General features: G+C 58.0%; 11 protein-coding genes. 7 read left to right on the forward strand and 4 right to left on the reverse strand.

What is annotated here, in order from left to right; all coding sequences use genetic code 11:
• Positions 1-382 precede the first annotated feature (382 nt).
• Positions 383-3,100, forward strand: a complete 2,718-nt coding sequence (locus tag J2129_RS00910) for a DUF3344 domain-containing protein (protein WP_209628745.1) — start codon at positions 383-385, stop codon at positions 3,098-3,100.
• Positions 3,101-3,801: 701 nt separating this feature from the next.
• Here J2129_RS00910 and gpmA read toward each other — a convergent pair.
• Positions 3,802-4,551, reverse strand: a complete 750-nt coding sequence (gene gpmA, locus J2129_RS00915; RefSeq protein ID WP_209628747.1) for a 2,3-diphosphoglycerate-dependent phosphoglycerate mutase — start codon at positions 4,549-4,551, stop codon at positions 3,802-3,804.
• A gap of 99 nt (positions 4,552-4,650) precedes the next feature.
• Here gpmA and hxlA point away from each other — a divergent pair, with 99 nt between their 5' ends.
• The 5 genes from hxlA (at position 4,651) to J2129_RS00940 (ending at position 16,371) form a co-directional block, all read left to right on the forward strand.
• A complete protein-coding gene (gene hxlA / locus J2129_RS00920) occupies positions 4,651-5,937 on the forward strand; it encodes a 3-hexulose-6-phosphate synthase (protein WP_209628749.1) in 1,287 nt (428 codons plus the stop codon).
• A gap of 514 nt (positions 5,938-6,451) precedes the next feature.
• Complete coding sequence (locus J2129_RS00925; protein ID WP_209628751.1) at positions 6,452-8,527, forward strand: S8 family peptidase; 2,076 nt, start codon at positions 6,452-6,454, stop codon at positions 8,525-8,527.
• A gap of 548 nt (positions 8,528-9,075) precedes the next feature.
• On the forward strand, positions 9,076-14,535 hold the full coding sequence (locus J2129_RS00930) for a NosD domain-containing protein (RefSeq protein WP_209628755.1): 5,460 nt from the start codon (positions 9,076-9,078) through the stop codon (positions 14,533-14,535).
• A gap of 91 nt (positions 14,536-14,626) precedes the next feature.
• Positions 14,627-15,559 (forward strand): dockerin type I repeat-containing protein, encoded by a 933-nt coding sequence (locus J2129_RS00935; protein ID WP_209628757.1) that lies wholly within the window; start codon positions 14,627-14,629, stop codon positions 15,557-15,559.
• A gap of 14 nt (positions 15,560-15,573) precedes the next feature.
• Positions 15,574-16,371, forward strand: coding sequence for a hypothetical protein (locus J2129_RS00940; RefSeq protein ID WP_209628759.1), 798 nt, complete (start codon positions 15,574-15,576; stop codon positions 16,369-16,371).
• Positions 16,372-16,575: 204 nt separating this feature from the next.
• Here J2129_RS00940 and J2129_RS00945 read toward each other — a convergent pair whose 3' ends face one another.
• From J2129_RS00945 to J2129_RS00955, 3 genes are read right to left on the reverse strand one after another with little or no spacing between them, the layout of a single operon-like run.
• Positions 16,576-17,010, reverse strand: a complete 435-nt coding sequence (locus tag J2129_RS00945; RefSeq protein ID WP_209628761.1) for an ACT domain-containing protein — start codon at positions 17,008-17,010, stop codon at positions 16,576-16,578.
• Between the two features lies 1 nt (position 17,011).
• Positions 17,012-18,286 carry a phenylacetate--CoA ligase gene (locus J2129_RS00950; RefSeq protein ID WP_245320530.1) on the reverse strand — a complete coding sequence of 425 codons (1,275 nt, stop codon included), beginning with the start codon at positions 18,284-18,286 and terminating at the stop codon, positions 17,012-17,014.
• Between the two features lie 29 nt (positions 18,287-18,315).
• Positions 18,316-19,608 carry a phenylacetate--CoA ligase gene (locus J2129_RS00955; protein WP_209628766.1) on the reverse strand — a complete coding sequence of 431 codons (1,293 nt, stop codon included), beginning with the start codon at positions 19,606-19,608 and terminating at the stop codon, positions 18,316-18,318.
• A 303-nt stretch (positions 19,609-19,911) separates the two neighbouring features.
• On the opposite strand from J2129_RS00955, the gene J2129_RS00960 reads away from it, so the two are divergent.
• The gene (locus J2129_RS00960; protein WP_245320531.1) at positions 19,912-20,172 is read left to right on the forward strand and encodes a hypothetical protein; all 261 of its coding nucleotides are present in this window, start codon (positions 19,912-19,914) and stop codon (positions 20,170-20,172) included.
• Positions 20,173-20,174 lie beyond the last annotated feature (2 nt).

The following is a 20,174-nucleotide window of genomic DNA, read 5'->3' on the forward strand; positions in this document are numbered from 1 at the left end:
AAGAATTATGGATAATCGGTTTTGTAGAAACCCTTGCGTATCCTGGTGTGAGCGTGATGTATCCGCCTTCCCCCTTCTTCGGCCGGGGGCTCTGCCCCCGGACCCCAGGGATGACGATAGGGCCGGGAAGGCACCATCAAAAACTATAAGGAGGACATTGCTGTCTGCCACCTATCTTCACGCGGGGGGACCGGGGGGTGGCCAACCCCCCCGCGAAGAGAACGATCAAGAGGATTTCTACAAAGCCGGACAATCATTTTTTGAGATATATCTTTTCATCGGTTACATTTTGTAGGTAAATTTATAAATTTAGTAACAAAAGTCGTGAATAATGGTACATTTGTTCAAACTATGTACTTGAAAATGAATGTGAGATGATGAAGTGAAACGAAATGACAGGTTTGTCCAGGTCCCCCTTCTTTTTCTCTCTGTCTTGCTCTGTCTGGCCCTCGTCCTGGTGCCGGCAGCGAGTGCGGAGAAGGAGATGGCGGTCACTACCGAAGAGTCCCTGCAACCAGATCTTGAAATCTCTTTTGTGGCCCCGAACATGGGAAAAGGGAATGAGTTCTTCGCCCTTGGACCAAACACCGTCACCGCGACGGTGAAGAACAACGGCACCGCGGCCGCACCTGATTTCAAGGTGCGTTTCCAGATCAATGACACCGAAGAGATGGTGGACGTCCAGGGCCTTGGTGCGGGTGACGAGACCAGGATCGAGGTCACTGATCCAGTGCTCAGGAATTATGACGACGAGGTGACGGTGACGGTCACCGTCGATCCAGATGGTGCGATCGACCCCGCCACTCCAGGAGAAAATTTCCTCTCTATTACGAAGAAGGTCGTGTACAACGGCTACAGGGGCAAGCGGTACACTGACGGGGACGATCTCAAGACCCTGACATCCGAGACCTTCAATGGTGGTCTTGTGTACTCCTTCGGCGACTCTGCATACAAGAGCGGGAAAGGCGGTTGGACTGCGTACACCGCCAACTGGACCAGTGCTGATCTCGCTCTCCCTGAGAACGCGACCGTGAAATCCGCCTATCTTGGTGTTGCCTATACCTGGGACGTCGAAGAGGTCGTCCCTGACGACGTCTCCATGACCTTCAACGGTGCCGATGCCGGCGCCCCGGACCACTTCAGCGACCAGAAGATGTACGGTTCCTATGATCACCCCGCCGGGATGGCGGTCTATGATGTGAGCGACCACTTTGACCGGACCGGCAACGCCGCCGTGTTCACGAGGCCTGCCGAGAGCCAGGCCAGCTTCAACGGCATGGTGCTCATCGTTGTCTATAACGATCCCGACGCGAGCATGAAGCAGGTTGTCCTCAATGCAGGTTACGACATCATCTCGGGCAAGGAGAAGTACTCCTCAACGCCCGAACAGGCGACGGCCTATGCTCCCTTCATATTCACCGCGCCTGAAGGTGCCGGGGTGGGCGCCGCCCGCCTGATCACCATTGCCCCAGGCGCTGCGTCCGAAGGCACGCTGCTTTTCGGTGACGGCACCTGGACCGACGTCTGGGACTATGCCGGGAGTTCGAATATCGGGCTTGACGACCGGTTCGTTACTGGATATCTCAATGAAACCCCGGTCGTGGCATTCAGGAGCGAAGAGGACGACTACTTCGATGCGGCCGCTGCCATCCTTGTCCTGGACTATGGCACTGCCGACCTCGAAGTCGCGGCCGTCAAACCGAATGCCGGCCAGATCTTTGCCAACGAACCGAACACCATCACCGCGACGGTGAAGAACAACGGCACCGCCGACCTCGGTGCCTTCATCGTCAGGTTTGAGATCGATGGTGAGGTGCAGGACGTGACCGTCCCCTTCCTTGCCGCTGGTGAGACACTCGACCTGACCGTCACCGACGAGACCATCCGCGCCCTTGACGATGGGGTGACGGTGAGCGTGAGCGTGTACTCCACCGGCGAAATCGACGAGTCCGACGAGATGGACAACATGCTCACGATCGAGAAGGCCGTCGTGTACAACGGTTACAAAGGGAAGCGGTACACCGACGGCGATGACATCACGACCATGGAGACGGTGACCGTCACCGGCGACCTTGTGTACTCCACCGGCGACTCGGTGTATAAGAGTGGGAGGGGCGGTTGGACCGGGTATACGGCCAACTGGACTGCCGCTGACCTCCCCATACCTGAGGGTGCGGTCGTGGACTCCGCCTTCCTCGGCATGGCCTATACCTGGGACGTCGAAGAGGTGGTCCCAGAGAATGTCTCCCTGACCTTCAACGGCGAGGAGGTCGAGTCCACGGCATATTTCAGCGACCAGAAGATGCATGGGTTCTATGACAATCCCGCCGGGATGGTCGTGTATGACGTGAGCAACCACTTTAACCGGACCAGCAATGCCGCTGTGCTTACCAGACCGGCTGAAAGTAAGGTCTGTTTCAACGGCATGGTGCTCATCGTCGTCTATGCCGATTCTTCTGCCGGGAAGAAACAGATCCTCTTCAATGCAGGTTACGACATCCTCTCCGCGAAGGAGAAATATGCCACGACGCCAGAAGAGGCAACAGCCTACGCTCCCTTCGACGTTGCCCTAGCCTCAGGTTACCGAGTGGACGCGGCCCGCCTGATCACCGTTGTCCCGGGCGCCGAAGCGGAAGGCACGCTGTTCTTCGGTGATGGCACCTGGACCGACGTCTGGAACCATACCGGGGATTCGCACATCGGGATCGCAGAGCATGACGTGACCAAATATGTCGGCAGGAATCCGGTCGCTCAGTTCAGGAGTGAAGAGGACGACTACTTCGATGTCGCCGCCGCCATCCTGGTGGTCTCCCAGCACCGGGTGTGGAGCAGCGATGGTGGAGACTGGGATCCGGTCCCGAGAGATCAGGGTGAGAAAAAGAGCGATGAAAAGATCGTCGACACCGAAGCAGGTCCTGAGGATGCTGAGGGTGATGACGGTGCCGAACCGACCGAGACCGAACCTGTCCCCACCGCGACCCTGCCGGTGACGACGGCGACCACCACTTCGACCACGGTGCCGACGACACAAGCCACCCCCCTCCCTGCGGTGCTGCCCTTTGCAGCACTCGGCCTGCTGCTTCTGATGAAGCGTCGGTGAAGAGTTTTTCAGGAGGAATGGTCCTCCTCGTTTTTTGTGAACGGCGTGGAGGAGAACGATCGACTTTTTTCCGGGGGGAAAGGCCACGCTGATCAGCCATGCAGCCTCCTATCGCAAGATCTTCACTGCCTCACTGCCATCTCGCGAGAGGATAGGCGGGGGCGGCAATGAAGTGGTGGTCCCATGTGGTGTCCAACTCAGAAGAGGGAGCATGGATCCACACATCGGAAACCAATCGGAATTATTATAGAACATATCCCAAAACTCTCTGAGGCTTGAACTGAAACACTCCTTTCCAGAAATTTTGAGTGCGGCTCTTCCGCCGGGGGGGCTTGCCGCCCCCCGGTCCCCCTGCAGAAGATATGAAGGAGGACGGTCGTCGCCTTTTCAGGATAATCAGGGGTGCCTTCCCGTCCCTATCGCCCTCACGGGGGTCCGGGGGCAGCGCCCCCGGCACGGTGGTGTGGGAAGGCATGATGATCAGAACGGCCACCCCCCATCGTCAAAATTTCCCTGCCATCTCGCGCCGGGGGAACCCCTCCGGACCCCCCACGATGAAGATTGGTGGGGGCGGCAATGGAACAAGGTCTCCATCAAGTCTCCAGTCTTGAAAAGAGAGAGTAAGCGACAAGAAATTTTCATCCCGTATGCTTGAGGCGTGCTCTTGCCTCATGCAAAATTCTACACCGCAAAAAAAAAGATTATTTCTTCGCCGCGCCCTGCTTCTTCACGCCCTCGATCGCCGCCTTCACCTTCGCCTCGTCGGCAAGATAGTAGTGGCGGATGGGGGTGAGGTCGTCGTTGAGTTCGTAGATGAGCGGGATGCCGGTCGGGATATTGACCCGGGCGATCTCGTCGTCAGAGACCCCATCCAGGTGCTTGACCAGGGCGCGGAGACTGTTGCCGTGGGCGGCGATGAGCACCCGTTTCCCGGCCTTCAGTTCTGGGACAATCTCCTCTTCCCAGAGCGGGAGGAAACGCTTCACCGTATCGGCCAGGCACTCGGTCGCCGGGAGTTCGTCGGCGGGCACCTCGGCATATCGGCGGTCGTGACCTGGGAAGCGCGGGTCCTCGGCCTCCAGGGGCGGCGGCGGGGTGGTGTAACTCCGGCGCCAGACAAAGACCTGCTCGTCGCCGAATTTTTTTGCGGTCTCGGCCTTGTTCAGGCCCTGGAGACCCCCATAGTGCCGCTCGTTCAGCCGCCATGACCGGCGGACCGGGATCCACATCAGGTCCATCTCATCAAGCGTGATCCAGAGCGTGCGGATGGCACGCTTCAGGACCGAGGTGTGGGCGAGGTCGAAGGTGAACCCGGCATCTTTGAGGGCCTTCCCTGCCTCATGGGCCTCGGCGACTCCCTTCTCAGAGAGGTCGACGTCGGTCCACCCGGTGAACTTATTCTCCTTGTTCCAGAGGCTCTCGCCATGGCGTAAGAGGACGAGTTTGATCATGATATCTCCTTGTCTTGAATCGTTTGCCCGGAGATCTCTTATGTCTGACGCCCCCTGCCTGAGCAACTCTTAACAGGTCTCCGGCCCAATCTCCTCCCCATGACACGCCCAAAACTCCAGGTGGCGCTTGATATCCTCGAGCTCCACCGTGCGGCCCAGATCGCCCGCGAGGCGGTCGCCGGCGGTGCTGACTGGATCGAGGTGGGGACGCCACTCATCAAGAGCGAGGGGATGGCGGCGGTGCGTGAACTCCGTGAAGCCTTCCCTGATCATGAGATCGTGGCCGACATGAAGATCGCCGACACCGGGACGATGGAGGTGGAGATGGCGGCCAAGGCCGGGGCAAGCATTGTATGTGTCCTGGCCGACGCCGACGATACGGTCATCGCCGAGTCGGTGCGGGCGGCCCGTCTCTATGGGGTGCGGATCATGGCCGACCTGATCAATGTGGCCGACCCCGTGAAGCGGTCACGGGACCTCGAAGGCCTGGGGGTGGACATCATCAATGCCCATGTCGGGATCGACCAGCAGATGATAGGGAAGAGTTCGGTCGAGCTTCTCAGGTCCATCGCCGGCGAAGTCTCGATTCCGCTGGCGGTCGCCGGGGGGCTGAACGCCGCGACCGCCGCCCAGGCCGTGGAGGCCGGGGCCGAGATCGTCATCGTCGGTGGATGGATTGTCAAGTCAGGGGACGTCGAGGACTCGGCACAGAAGATCAGGACTGCGCTCGATGACCCCTCTCTGGTGCAGCCAGAGAAGAAGAGCCTGGACGAGGAGATCAGGGCACTCCTGATGGCTGTCTCGGCGCCCAATGTCACCGATGCGATGCATCGGAAAGGGGCGATGAGCGGTCTCTTCCCGCTCACGAGAGGCGTGAAGGCCGTCGGCCCCGCGGTGACGGTCCAGACCTTTGGTGGGGACTGGGCGAAACCCGTGGAGGCGATCGACCTCTGCAGGCCTGGCGACATCCTCGTGATCAACAATGACGGCAGGACAGAGATCGCCCCCTGGGGCGAACTCGCCACCCACTCGGCGAAGATCCAGGGCATCAGCGGCATCCTCATCGACGGCGCTGTGCGGGACGTCGACGACATCAGGGCGATGAAGTATCCTCTCTTTGCCCGTGCCTGCGTCCCGAACGCCGGCGAGGCAAAAGGGTTTGGCGAGATCAATGCCGAGATCACCTGCTGCGGCCAACATGTCAGCCCTGGCGACTGGATCATCGTCGACGAGAGCGGCGCCGTCGTCATCCCGAAGGAGCGGGCCTACGAGATTGCCCGCCGCGCCCTTGAGGTGAAGAAGATGGAGGACCGCGTGCGCGAGGAGATCGAGCGCGGGAGCACCCTGGCGCAGGTGCAGGAATTGTATAAGTGGGAGAAGAAGTGAGGGGCGCCTGAAGTCCTCTTCCCTTTTTTATGAGATTTATTCTGGATCATTTCTGTCCCTGGCATTCTGTTATGGATCGGTGTTGGTGGAGACAAGAGATTGGGATCACAGAAGAAAGAGATGGATGATGGTGGAGAGACTCTCACCTCTTCTTCGCTCAAATATGCATCCATGGCAAATCAAAGATTCTCGAGTTTTTAGGAGCACAGCCTCCCGGCGGGAGATATGCCTTTGGTTTGAGTGAGTGTGCTCAAGCCTCAGATCGTTTGGGGATCCGCGTATAGTCTCACTGGAAGCACTATTTCATGAGTGATCCACAGGGCCGCGATCTCGTGTGTCAAACCCTGCTGAGATTTTCTTTTCAGACCCGATCGATGCAGGACGTTTCGTGATACCTGGAAGTGATTAAGTAATAGGTCGTGTGAAAAAAAAGAACGATTATATGCTAAAGCCGCTTACCTAATGAACAGGTATTATGAGCTATAATGACGTGAATATGATTTTAAATCCTCCAATGAGAACATCGGGGATATTCCCCGCTCTTCTGGTCCTCATCTCCCTCCTGTCTCTTGTCACTCTGGTACAGGCTACAGGCTTCAGCGACGATGTCGTGCCTGATGCCTCCCTGTACCAACCTGACACAGTCATTGTACGGTTCGTTGTCCAGGCAGAGGATGGCCCTGCGCTCTGTTCTGTCTCGGAAAATGCCCATTCTGCACTCGGTGCAGACGTGGCCGACGATCTGAGCGACCTTGTGCCTGGCATGCAGGTTGTTGAACTTCCTGAAGATGTCTCTGTCGAAGAGGCTGTCGACTACTATAACAGACTCTCCAACGTCGAATATGCCGAACCGAACTATTATGTGCACGCCCTGAAGGAACCGGACGACCCCTACTTCGAGAAATTGTGGGGTATGAAGAACACCGGCCAGGTTCTGCAGGACGGCCAGAGTTTTGATGGCATGCTGATCTACTACAATGGTCAGGCCGGGACGCCAGGTGCCGACATGAAGGTCCCTGAGGCATGGAACATCACCACCGGTTCATCCAATGTGACCATTGCCGTCATCGATAGTGGGGTCATGTATACCCACACCGACCTCGCGGCCAACATTTGGAAAAATCCTGGTGAGATCTCGGATAACGGCATCGACGACGACGAGAATGGGTATGTCGACGATGTCTATGGCTGGGACTTTGTAGATGACGACTGGGATCCTATGGACTTCAATGGGCACGGGACACACTGTGCAGGTACCATCGCCGGTGTCGGGAACAACAGTGCCGGTGTCGCTGGGGTGATGTGGAAGGCAGAGATCATGCCTGTACGCGCCCTTGACACCCAGGGGTACGGGACGGTCTATCACTCCATTGCCGCCATCAAATATGCAACTATGATGGGGGCCGATATCATCAGCTGCTCGTTTGGCGGTGCCGAAGGGAGCCAGGCATACCGGGATGCGATCAGGGCCTCGTCGGCCCTGGTGGTCTGTGCCGCAGGCAATGACGGCACCGATAACGACGCCCTCCCCATGTACCCGGCAAATTACAACAGCCCCAATATTCTGTCGGTCGCTGCACTGGACAACCAGGATAAATTTGCTATCTTCTCCAATTATGGGGCGATCAGTGTCCATGTCGCGGCACCGGGCGTCGGGATCCTCTCCACAGTCCCACAATGGCCGGCGGCATATGAAGACGAGATCACTGAGTCGTCAGTGAATGACTGGAAGACATGCTCATATCTGGAGAGCGCAAACTGGAGCGGGGGCTACATGAGCGGGACAGACCGGTACGCGATGGGAGTGTCTGGAGTGAATGTCTCGTTGACTTACTTCAACGCCTCGTTTTGCGATCTGGAGGACGCCGAGTTGGAGTTTGTCACTGCATACACCCTCAAGGAGGGGACCGACAAACTTCAGATCCTTGTTTCCTCCAGGGATTTCAGCACCTATGCGTTGTATAATGATATGATCGAGAGCGACGATTGCTATATCGCCGACGTCGTTACCGGGAGTTCGCACCGGGCGGTCGTCTCAAGAACGGTTGGCCTGGACCGATATGCCACGATGCTTGATGGCGCACCCCTCTACATCGGGTATCTCTATTATTCCAGGAGCCCTGACAGCTTTGCCTGGCTTGATCGCTTTGCCATTACCAGATATACAGAGCCAGATGAAGGATATGCATACTACAGCGGCACGTCCATGGCGACGCCCATGGTCTCGGGCGTTGCAGGCCTGATAAAGTCGGTGAACCAGAGTCTGACCGCGGAGGAGACGAAGCAGATCCTGATCGACTCGGTGGACGTCCTCCCCTCTCTTGAAGGGAAAGTCTCCTCTGGTGGGAGAGTGAACGCAACCAGGGCGGTGCTGATGGCGCGGTCGACTCTAAATTCCTCGACTTTCGACCTCAATGAGAATGGGATTGATGTTGATATCGGGGATGTTGCGTATGTGTATCGCCTGGCCCGGGACACCGAATCTGAACCCGACCTTCGTGCCGATTATGTCGAGCCCTATGGTGTCGTCGACCTCGCCGACGCACAGTACATCTCAGACCGCTATGTGGTTGGTGTGATGTTAGACTGAACTCCCGTACCCCCATGCATCCCTCTCCCACTTTTTTGAATCGAGTGCCACGTGCTGTCCTGACTGTGAAAAATGATTTTTTGTGGGGCCGGCCCTCGAAGAGATTCGATCTTCTTATGCTCCTTCTGGTTGCATCTCGAAAATTGAAAATTCTCTCGACTCTCTCAGTTTGTCCCCTGTGATGGGCTGGATCAAGAGGCGGTGCGGATGTGCGTCCCCCCTGCTGCCCGGTCGTGAGGAGGTCTCTCAAGGTTTTCTACAGGGCCTTTCATGGACTTATTTGTGTATCTTTCCTGTGAGGATTTCTGCATACGGTAAAGAGGATGTCTTACCTCTCAGATGTACGATTTGAATCTATAGGTTATATATCCGATCACGTGTTACGTATATCATATAATTTAGCACCATGTTGCAATAATGTTTGACTGTGTGATATTGATGCGTCCTGCACGATGGATTGTGATTTGATGAAACATATGCGATGGATTGTGCTGCTCATTGTGGCGGTAATGATACTGTGCTGCATCTCTGTTGCAGCAACAGAGGAAATGCAAGAGGTCGATCACGTATTAGAGTCAGGGAATATTTCCGGTGAAGAGGTCTATCTCCCCCCTGGAGTCCTGGACGGGCAGAGTGATGCTGGTGTATCTGTTCTCTCAGTCACTCCGTCTGAGATCACCCAGAGTGCCTTCATAGACGGTGTCTGCACGATCACCACCCCTGGCACCTACACGCTGCACGAGGATGTGGTAGGGACGGTCCAGATCTCGGCTGAGGGGAGCGTTGTGCTGGACGGCAACGGCCATACCCTCAGGCCAGACCCTGAGCATGCTGCCGGTCAGAAGTACGGCGTGCAGGTCACTGAGGGCACGTCTTCTGTGACGATTGAGAATTTTGGGAACATCACAGGATTTAACGGCACAGGCGTCCGTTCAATGGCGTTCAGGACCACCACGATCCGCAATAATATCATATCAGACTGCGGTGACGAACCCATCACCTCGCTCCGGAGTACGAACTGCCAGGGCATCTACGCGGCCTCCCAGAAGGTTGTGGTCACCTCGAACACGGTGAAAGATTGCGGTACTCCTGCGGTCAGCACCACGCCGGGACCGGGGAGTTACGGGATACTGGTCATGGGCTATGACGGCAGTGTCTCGAAAAACACCGTCACCAGGTGCGGGAAGATTGCCGAGAGCCGCGACGGGCGTACAGGCTCGTATGGGATCTATGCGAAGACCGGTCTTACGGTCTCTGACAACACGGTCACCGACTGTGGGAAGGTCACGACGTCTGGTGCCGAGGAGGTCTCAGGTACCGGCATCTATGCCAACGGCGGCATCGTCTCTGGCAACACGGTCACCGACTCTGGCAAGACCATCGGTGCTGGGGGTGAGAATATCGGGAACGGCATCTCCGGTTCGGCGGGCACAACGATTGAGAAGAACACGGTCATCAACAGCGGTTTCAGCAATGGCACAAGCGAACTTGCCTTCGGTTTTGGCATCAGGACTGAAGACGGATCGGTGAGAGACAATGTGGTGATCGGTTGCGGCAAGGACAGTCCTGGAGGATATGGGATCCAGTCGGTTGCCGGCGCCGAGGTCACGGGCAACACAGTCAGAGATTCAGGGATCAACTGCACACGGAGTGGGTATGGTATTTTCCTGAACGGAGGATTATCTGACCTGACTCTGACTGACAATCAGGTCACCGACTGTGGGATGACTGAGGCTGACGGGTACGGTATCTTTGCCATGAACTCGGGGGTCAGGTCTGGTTCGAAGAGCGTCATCAGGAACAACACGATCACCGGCACGAGTGCCACTGTGAGTCTGAGACTGAACTCGGTCTCTGCCCTCACCATGACCGAGAACCGCCTGAATGCCAATGGCCCGGCGCTTGCGGTCACCGGCGGCATGCCAGGCTCTTCCAGGATCTACAACAACGCCTTCAACACCTCTTCATACTTCCATCCAGACGTCAGGACGGATGCGGTCGAGAAATATGCATGGAATGCGGAGGCCCCGGTCTTTGCGAGAAACATTGTCGGCGGAGAATGGATTGCAGGGAACTGGTGGGGGTCGGCGGACGGCACCAGTGGGTACTCGGATACCCACTCCTCGGTGAAAGGGTTCGGCAAAGAGGCATTTGAGGTTCTTGCCGGGTCTGGCGTCTGTGATGCCATGCCCCTATGTGGTGTCTCTGCATCAGGGGGAGGAGAACTGAAGATCACCGGAGGGGCCGGGTATACCTATGACCGGACGACCACGACCTATACGATCACCGCCCCTGGCGAGTACTGGTTTGTCAGTTCGGGTCATGCTAAACCGGTGATCATCGCATCAGATGACGTCACCCTCGACGGTGGCTACTGCTCCATCATGGTCTTCAACAGAAAAACCCCGCGCATGACCGGTATCTTTGCTGAAAACCGTTCAAATATCATCGTCAAGAACTGTCAGGTAAAATATGGTGATGTCGGGATCAATGTGACTGGAAAAGATATCGTCATCTCAGGCAACACCATCAGCGGCAGTGCTCGGTGCGGGATCTCCACTGGCGATGCGACCGTCACTGACAACTCGGTAACCACGAAGGCGGTCGGGATCCATGGGAGCGGTATCATCTCCCGGAATATTGTGATCGCGCCGGTCGGCATCGAGGTCACCCGTGAGGCAGAGGACGTCTCGATTGCGTCGAACACCGTGACCTCCACGACCACCGGGATCGCTGTCCCTTCAGAATGGGCCGGCAGGGCGACGCTCTCTGGAAATGTAATCAAATCAGAGGCAACGGCCCTTGAGATCAATGGCGGGACAGGATCGGTTTACAACAATCTCTTCAACGCAGAGACCTATGTCGGCGGTCAGGCGGCGGCCTCCTATACCTGGAACCAGACCCCTGACGATCGGTCAGGGCGGAACATTGTCCTTGGAAAGTATATCGCAGGGAACTACTGGACGAACGCCACCGGGAATGGATGGTCGGACACGACGACCTCAGAGACCGGGTACTCGCAGACGCCTTTCGAGGTGACGACCGGTGTCTATGACAGGGCCCCCCTGTGCAGCGTCGAACTGCCCCCGATCGGCGGGGTGGAACTCATCGAGAGCGGGGGTGAGGGATATTCGTATGCCAGCGGGAAATACACCATTACCGCGCCTGGATACTATTACTTCGGGGCCCAGCCCCACCGCGTCAGTATCGAGAGCGATGACGTCGTCCTGGACGGGCGCGATATCCTGGTCACCGCCGATACCAGGCGCACGGTTGTCTCGACCAAGGCCAGGACACAATTCCGGAACATAACGGTCAGAAACTGCTACATCGACGGTGGGTACACCGGCATCATGGTGCAGGGAACTGAAGGGACAGACGTCTCGATCATCGACAATACCCTGCGAAATACCAAGTCATATGGTATCTATGTCAAAAACGGCGTTGTCGACGGGAACATCCTGACAAACTGTGCCTATGGCGGCATCGGGTATGAGTCCATCATCGCCTATGACCATGCCAGGGTGACTGACAACATCGTCTGTGGCGCCACCAAGAACAGCATCTACTACTCCAATACTCTCTCTGACGGTGCTGGCGGCGCAAATATCTCAAGAAACAAAATACAGGACGGCAGAGGACATGGCATCTATGTTACCGGGAAGGACGGCAACACCACCATCTCTGTAAACACGGTGGCCACCATGCGCCACTCCGGTATCTTTGTGAAGCCTGGAACAAACAACCCTGACATCGAGGGCGCCACGGTCCGGGTGCTCGACAATACCGTGACCGACTGCACGATCGGTATCGATTCCACGGTCAAGACTCTCAGACTGGCCGCGGGCAACAGTATTACGGACTGCGATACCGGCATCTCAGGTACGGGCGAGATCTCAGGGAACACCGTGCAGGAGTGTATGGTCGGGATCGCGGTATCATCAGGGGCCGCCACTCCTGCGACCATCACCGGCAACAGGATCTCCAGTGCCAGAGGATGTGCCGTCGAGGTCGACGCCGGCAGCGGTCTGGTTGCCAACAACCTCTTCGCCACCCAGACGTATGTTCGTGGGAGCGCCGCGAGTGCGTATGCCTGGAATGTCCCCCCGACGAGGGGAGAGAATGTTGTCGGCGGGGCCTATCACGCGGGCAACTGGTGGGGTTCTCCTGACGGCACGGACGGATACTCTGAGATGAACTGTGCGGTCAACGGGTATCTCGGGGAAGACCCGGCAAATAGGTATGAACCCGTGCCAGGGGTCTGCGATCATTACCCACTGGTACAGTCCGCAGACCTGGCTCTTGACCCTGCCCTCTCAGTTGCAGACGGGGACGTGGTCCTTGGCCTGCCGGCGGTCTTTATCGCAGATTACACCGGCATCGGCATCGACCGGTATGGCCAGTGGACCTGGACCTTTACCGATGCCGCGGGCACCGATACGCAGACTTCTCCCTCTCCTCAGACAGAGGCTGAGCACACCTTCGCCTCTCCAGGGCCTGCACGCGTCGCCCTGACCGTCACTGACAGGGATGGCCAGACGGCTGGCACTTCGAGGTGGGAAGGTGTGGTGGGCCGTTCCGCCCTGAAGATCGGGATCGAGAATATCGATGACGGCGAGACCTTTGCTCTCGACACCAGCGTCACCCTGCGGGCCGACGTCCCCGACCTGAAGGACCCGGCACACGCGACCTATGTCTGGGAGTTTGTCGGGGATGATCTCGGCACGTTCTCATCCGAACATGCGATGGAGACGACGGTCGTCTTCACCACGCCCGGGGTAAGCGGCATAAGACTCACCGTGACACCGGGTGGCGCTGATGCAGAGCAGTACCCCGCCGGGTCGGTCGTCTGCATGGCGGTCGTGACCGCCACCCCCTCAGTCCCGACGCCTCCAGAGCCCGTAAACCCGGTGAAGCCAGAGATCGATCCGGTTTCCCCTGACGTCTCGACTCTCCTTCCGGAGATCTCTGTCGACCAGCAGGATCTCGACGGCGATGCCAGGTTTACTGTGGCCATGGTAACCCCAACAAGCGGAGAAGTTCCGAAATTTGCCACGGGCATGGGTCGTCTCTCTGATGCGTTCCTCTCCTTCAACATCACGCCTGAGAACCTCAAGGACGAGAAGCATCTCCAGTACAGCGCAGTGATCACCCTCTGTGTCCCGACGAGCACGGTCCCGGAGAACGAGAAATACAATGTGAGGGTGTATCGTTTCAACACGGTGTCAGGGGCATGGGAGGCATTGCCGACCACCTGGGTGAAAACGGAAGCAGGCGTGCATCATTACGAAGTGAAGACGCCGGGATTCTCGGTGTTCACCGTGGTGCGTGCCGTCCCGAAGGCTGTTCCGAATTATTCCGACCATTCTTCCGGGAGTGACGATGGATGGAACGACCAGGAGACGGCTGTCTGTGATGCTGATGGAATTGCTCATTTCAATGGCATGATAAGGACAGTGTCTCTGGGTGCCGGTGCATCGGGAGCGCTTGTCCTCGTCGATGATGATGCCGCGGTCAGGCCAGAGCAGGAGTACTACCAGGTTGCCACTGTCACCATACGGGGTGCATCCACTTCGAACGGAGTAAACATCACCTTCTGCGTTCCAGACGGCATATGCCGGAGTGCAGGGCATACAAAGGACGAAATTGCCCTCGCTCACTTCAAGAAGGGAGAATGGACAGTCCGGCCCACCCACTATCTCAGGGAAGAAAAGGGGATGACGTACTATTCGGCGCAGGTTCCTGAGGCCGGCACGGTCGCCGTCGTGTATGGGAAGAGCGTGAGCGCAAACAGCGGAGAGGTGGCCGCGAACACCACCACCATGACGGTCACCCCCACGATCCCCTCCCCCTCTTCAGTCTCTGAGGTCGTGGGGAACGCGACCCCGGTGACCGCTGGCACGCCAGCCCCGACCGCAACCAGACCTGCGTCGACTCCAGGCTTTGGCTTCATCGCCGCTCTTGCAGGGGCAGGTGCAGCAGCCATGCTCGCAGGCCGCAGGGTATGATCAGGCAAGGTAGCATGACAGGAAAACAGCATGACAGAGACTGGTTTTCTGATCTGAAAACCGTCCCCCTTTTTCGTGAGGTGGAATGGCAATGACAAAGATATGCCTGCTCTTGGTTTGCATCCTGACGATGGTTTGCGGAGCGGCATGCGCGGCAGAGATCTCAGTGCAGGATTCGGTGGCTGAGACCGGGCCAGGGGTGTTTACGATCGCAACCGACGAGATAATAGGGACTGAAGGGATCGGCTTCAGGCTTTCGTACGATCCTGACGATCTCAACATCACCGGGGTCACGAACATCTCCGACGGGATCGGGGGGTATGTGAACTACCATGCGGATGACGGGAACCTCTCGGTGGCGCTCATCTTCCCTGGGACAGTGACGGTACCTGCTGGTGAACCCCTGGTCTCGGTCGCATACACCACCCGTTCCTCTGAGCCCAGATCTGTTCTGATGAGACTGCATGACTCCGAATACAGCGCCAGTTATCAGAACCTGGACTTTGCCCGTGAGAGTGAGGGCATCTTTTCCTTCAGGAAGGTGGTAACCGACACGATAAAGAACGGCACCTGGAGTGCACGGACTCCTGCCAGGTATAGGTATGAGATGGTGCCTGGCGCAATTGTGCATGCACCTTATGCCTCCAATGGTGGGAAGACGGTCTTCCTGAGCGATCTGGCGGTGAGGAAGTGTGTCGAAGGCTCATGGGTGGCGGTCTCCCCGGCAAATGTCAGCGTCGCCGAAGACGGCAATGTTACTCTCTCTGGAGACCTGGGCGACGTTGCAAAGCTCGATCTGACCTTCACCGGGAGAGTTTCAGGAGACGTCAATGCCAACGGGATCACGAACTCTGCAGATGCACGGGATATTGCGAGACATGCAAGAGACCTCTCTTCACTCGATGAAATGGGTGTCTTCTACGGCGACGTGAATCGCGACGGGCTCCTGGATCAGGCTGATGCACGTGAGGTGGCGGAATATGCCGCCGGCATACTGGACGAACATTTCCACCAGAGATCCTGATTATGAGGAAGACGATGAAATTCATACGTTCGATGGTGCTGGTCGCGCTGGTCCTGCTTCTTCTGGGCAGTGCCGGCGTGGTCGGTGCCGCTGAGATTACCGTGAATACCCCGACGACACCTGTACCTGTCGGTGAGAAAGTCGTTGTGCCGGTCGTTGTTACCGGCGCAGAGAAACTCGATGCATGCGATATCAGCATCACCACTGACGCATCAGATGTCACCATTGTTGCGAACACGACCAATCCTGTCGATGGAGGGGTGTTGGCGGTGCATACTGTTGATAATGTCGCAAAGATCAGTTTCTACCACTTGAACGGTGTCACCGGCGACCTAACCCTCTGTTCTGTGGACTGCGTCCCGAAGAAGTCGGGCACATCCGCGCCCGTGAACCTGACGGTCGAGAGTATTGCGGAGAATGGGTCTGCCGGCACTCCCGGCGATGCGGTCTATGCGAAATATGCTGTCGTGAACGGCACGATCACCACCAAAAGAGACCCGGGATCCCCCTCAAAACCCGGCCGTACGAGTGGCGGTTCGCCCGGTGGTTCCCATGGCGGCAGTAGCGTGAAGACGCCAGTCTCTCCCCCCACCACACTCGCCCCGAGCAGCGAGTATCTGGCCGTGAATGAGACGATCATCCCGACCCAGGTGCCGGGGACCATCGCCCCCGCCACCCCAACGGCTGCGCAGACCGCCGTACCGACGAACGTGACCCCGACGAGACCGGCACCGAGTCCAGGCTTCGGCGTCGTCGCCGCCCTTGCAGGTGCGATGAGTGCGGCACTCCTCCTGGCAGGCCGCAGGGACTGACCTCTCTCTCTCTTTTTTTGGAGTTCCTTTTAGCCAGACCTCGAAGCCCTCCAGGACGAAGGGGGAGAAGCAGAGGGATGATCATGAAGGGGTTGGTGCCGTCCCCGGATCTATCTGGTGCGGGTTGGACCTGGAGAATCTTCCCCCACTATAGTTCACTTCTGAAGAGGACTTCACCAGAGTCGAAAAAAGAATAGGTTAGATTCACTGAAACAGTGACACGTCCAGGAGCGTCCCGCCGGCGGCAAGGATCTTCTTGACCCCCTCCTCCACCTGGTCGACCCGCAGGATGAGCACCGCTCCGTCCTTGCCAGAGTAGGCATACGAATACTCGATATTGATCCCGGCCTCGCCCAGGATCCTGGCGATCTCGAAGAGCCCGCCCGGTTCGTCGCGCATTGCCACGGCGATCACGTCGGTGAATGAGACCATGAACCCGAGGCTGGTGAGGGTCGTGTGGGCGAGTTCAGGTTTGTTCACGAGCGCCCGCACGACGCCAAACCCGTTCGCCTCCGCGATGGAGAAGGCCAGGATGTTCACGCCCGCCTCCTGGAGGGCCCTGGCGATGGCCGCCAGGCGGCCAGGCTTGTTCTCTGAAAAGATCGAGATCTGCTTGATGAGATACTTCTTCTCTGCCATATCAGTACACTCTCCGGTCAATCACTCTCTGTGCCTTCCCCTCGAAGCGCGGGAGGGCGCCCGGGGCCATCAGTTCGACTTGCGCGGCGACATTGAGGGAACTCTTGAGAATGTGGGCGACTTTCCCTCTGATCTGCATCAGGTCGGTGATCTTGTCAGAGAAGGCCTCAGGACTCATCTCTACCCGCACCAGCATCGAGTCGAGGGCGCCCTTCCGGTCCACCACGATCTGGAAGGCGCTCCCGACCACCTCAGGGATCTCCATGAGGGCGTGCTCGACCTGTGATGGGAAGACATTGATCCCGCGCACGATGAGCATATCGTCGACCCGTCCCTGGATGCGCATGATCCGCGGCGACGTCCGGCCGCAGGCACAGGGTTCGTCGTTCAGGACGGTCACGTCCCCGACACGGTAGCGGATCATCGGGAGGGCTTCCTTTTTCAGGACCGTCATCACCAGTTCGCCCTTCTCGCCGGCAGGAAGCGGCTCGCCGGTCTCGGGATCAATGATCTCCGGGTATGCGAGGTCGCCCCATATATGGATCCCGTTCTGCTCGGTGCACTCGGTGAACATTGGTCCAGAGAGTTCTGAGGTGCCATAGATGTCGTACACCCTGATCCCGAGGGAATCCTGGAGCTTTGTCCGCATTGCCTCAGACCAGGGCTCAGCGCCCAGCACCCCGATCCGCAGGTCGGTGTCGTTCTTGATCGAGACCCCCATCTTCTCGGCTGTCTCGCCGATATGCACGAGGTACGACGGCGTGCAGGCGATGGCCGTCACATGGAGGTCCTGCATCAACTCGATCTGCCGCTCAGTGTTGCCGGTGCTCGACGGGAGGACCGTCGCCCCGATCCGCTCGGCCCCATAATGCATCCCCAGGCCGCCGGTGAAGAGCCCATAGCCGTAACTCACCTGCATCACGTCGCCGCGTCCCAGGCCGCACGCTGTCAGCGAGCGGGCCAGGGAAGCCGTCCAGTTCTCCAGGTCGGTTGCCGTGTAGCCGACGACGGTGGGCTTGCCGGTCGTCCCTGAGGAGACGTGGTACCGTACGAGTTCGTCCTGCGTGGCAGTGAAGAGGTGGTCGGGATAGTGGTCGCGCAGGTCGCGCTTGTACATGAACGGGAGCCTGGTGATGTCGGCGAGCGTCCTGATGTCGTCAGGATGGACGTTCGCCTCGCGCATCCGCGTATGATAGAAGTCGCTGAAACTGTACAGCCGGTAGACCAGCGTCTTGAGAAGGCGGTACTGAAGCCGCTTTAACTCCTCGACCGGCATTTCCTCTGCTCTCGGATCCCACATCCGTCTTACCAGATCTCTCCCCTCCTGTCGACGACATGACGGGCTTTCCCCTCAAAGCGCGGGAGGGATCCCGGCTCGACAAGTTTGACCGTCGTCCTGAGGTTGAGGCTCTCCTTGATCGCCCCGGTCACCTTCCGCTGGAGGCCGGCAAGGTCGGCGAGTTCGCCGCTGAAACTCTCGCGGTTCATCTCCACCTCGATTGTCATCTCGTCAAGATGGTTGATCCTGTCCACATATACCATGAACTGATCTCCCACCTCAGGGATAGAGAAGAGGGTGTGCTCGATCTGGGACGGGAAGACATTGATCCCCCTGATGACCAGCATGTCGTCGGCCCGTCCGGAGATCCGCGCGAGGCGCTTGCCGCGGCCGCACGGGCAGTCGTCAGGGATGATGCGGGTGATGTCGCCGGTGCGGTACCTGACCAGGGGCATCGCCTCCTTGACGAGCGGGGTGATGACGAGTTCGCCCTTCTCACCGTCTGGCAGACGTTCGCCGGTCTCGGGGTCGATGATCTCGGCAAAGTAGAAGTCATGCCAGAGGTGGAGCCCGTCGTGTTCAGGGCACTCGAAGGCGGCGCCAGGCCCGTACATCTCGCTCATGCCGTACGAGTCGAAGGCCTCCACCCCGAGACGCGCTTCCAGTTCCTTTCTCATGTTCTCAGACCAGGGTTCGGCGCCGAAGACCCCGATCCGCAGGGAGTCCAGGGACGCCCCCATCTCCTCGGCCACTTCGGCGAGATGCATCCCATAACTCGGGGTGCAGTGGATCGCGGTGACACCAAAGTCGTCGATCATCTCGATCTGTCGTTTGGTGTTGCCGGTGGCGCTCGGGATCACCGTGGCTCCGATCTTCTCCGCTCCGTAGTGGAAGCCGAGCCCGCCGGTGAAGAGCCCGTAGTTCACGGCGTTCTGGAAGATGTCCTCGTCGGTCAGGCCGATCATGGTGAGGTTCCTGGCGATGAGCTCAGACCAGTTGTCCAGGTCCTGTCTGGTATACCCGACGACCGTCGGTTTGCCGGTCGTCCCTGAGGTGGTGTGGATCCGCACCACCTGTTTCAGGGGCACGGCGATGTTCCCGAAGGGATACCCGTCCCTGAGCTCTTTTTTGGTGGTGAAGGGGATCTTTACGATATCGTCGAGGCTCTGAATGTCGGCCGGGGTGACCCCGGCCTCCCTGAATTTCTTCTGGTAGAACTCGACATTCTGGACGTGGTTCACCGTCCACTTCAGCCTGGAGAGCTGCAGTGCTTCGAGGTCGGTCTGGGAAACCGTCTCCATTTCTTTGTTCCAGAACATGTGTACCCTATCCTCTGCCAGGCGGCCGCTCCGCCCTGAGATGATACTGAAAATGTTGGTCGTCGCCCCCCAATAACCTTGTCATGGTATGACATGGCACGGCCCCACCCGGGCAGGTGGCAGCATGTGGCGGTCTCCGAAATGTATTATATATTGTCGCCATCGGTGTGTTGACGTGTGTGCCTCAGGCAGGGTGAGCGACAGTTTGCGTTCTGGAACCTGAGACGGAACGGTCTCTCGAACACTGCGATTGCAGATCATTTCACGGTCTCCAGACCGGCAATCTCGAAGGGCCTCCGTACCATGGACCGAAAAGTAGGGGATCTCCTCGGTGTCCTGGTCTGGCGGTCGGTGCCTCTTGGGGTCGATGCCGTCATCTTTGTCTCAGAAACGCATGGGATACAGGTATGGTACGAGCATGAGGGCGACTGCACCGGCTGTCCCCGCCATGACGAATGCATGCTCTTTCTCAGTGACTTTGTGCGGGAGATGAACATCACTCTTCCAGAAAACAGGAATCCGACAGAGGTGGCGGACGAAATCTTCAGAACGGTGAAAGAGTAGAT

The sequence above is a fragment of the Methanofollis sp. W23 genome, assembly GCF_017875325.1.
GTDB lineage: Archaea > Halobacteriota > Methanomicrobia > Methanomicrobiales > Methanofollaceae > Methanofollis.

Coding starts and splice junctions, on each gene's coding strand:
- gpmA (WP_209628747.1), bottom strand. CDS start 4,551: ATGATCAAACTCGTCCTCTTACGCCATGGCGAGAGCCTCTGGAACAAG.
- hxlA (WP_209628749.1), top strand. CDS start 4,651: ATGACACGCCCAAAACTCCAGGTGGCGCTTGATATCCTCGAGCTCCAC.
- J2129_RS00925 (WP_209628751.1), top strand. CDS start 6,452: ATGAGAACATCGGGGATATTCCCCGCTCTTCTGGTCCTCATCTCCCTC.
- J2129_RS00930 (WP_209628755.1), top strand. CDS start 9,076: ATGCAAGAGGTCGATCACGTATTAGAGTCAGGGAATATTTCCGGTGAA.
- J2129_RS00935 (WP_209628757.1), top strand. CDS start 14,627: ATGACAAAGATATGCCTGCTCTTGGTTTGCATCCTGACGATGGTTTGC.
- J2129_RS00940 (WP_209628759.1), top strand. CDS start 15,574: ATGAAATTCATACGTTCGATGGTGCTGGTCGCGCTGGTCCTGCTTCTT.
- J2129_RS00945 (WP_209628761.1), bottom strand. CDS start 17,010: ATGGCAGAGAAGAAGTATCTCATCAAGCAGATCTCGATCTTTTCAGAG.
- J2129_RS00950 (WP_245320530.1), bottom strand. CDS start 18,286: ATGCCGGTCGAGGAGTTAAAGCGGCTTCAGTACCGCCTTCTCAAGACG.
- J2129_RS00955 (WP_209628766.1), bottom strand. CDS start 19,608: ATGTTCTGGAACAAAGAAATGGAGACGGTTTCCCAGACCGACCTCGAA.
- J2129_RS00960 (WP_245320531.1), top strand. CDS start 19,912: ATGGACCGAAAAGTAGGGGATCTCCTCGGTGTCCTGGTCTGGCGGTCG.